The 245-nt window shown below is 74.7% G+C and carries 1 protein-coding gene; it reads right to left on the minus strand.

Annotated features, from left to right (window positions below; translation table 11 throughout):
- The coding region (locus tag UK12_RS42850; protein WP_045307430.1) for a hypothetical protein at positions 1–245 on the minus strand (245 nt) is incomplete at both ends.

Below are 245 nucleotides of genomic sequence, written 5' to 3' on the forward strand. Positions count from 1 at the left end.
CACACCGGGGCGTGGACGAGGTTGTCACCGCCGGCCACCGCACCACGGGTCACCAGGACCAGGCGTGAGGAGGCGAACCGCTCGTCCGCCAGCCACTCCGGGACCACACCGAGCACACCGTGCAGCGCAGCACGGACAGTTGGGGGGGTCTCGGCAGCGGAGTCGTCGGCTGCGATCGGCGCCAGCGACACGAAGACCGCATCGGGGGCCGGCACGCCGCCGTCCACCGCCGCGCCCAGCGCGGC

Source organism: Saccharothrix sp. ST-888, assembly GCF_000955975.1.
Lineage (GTDB): Bacteria > Actinomycetota > Actinomycetes > Streptomycetales > Streptomycetaceae > Kitasatospora.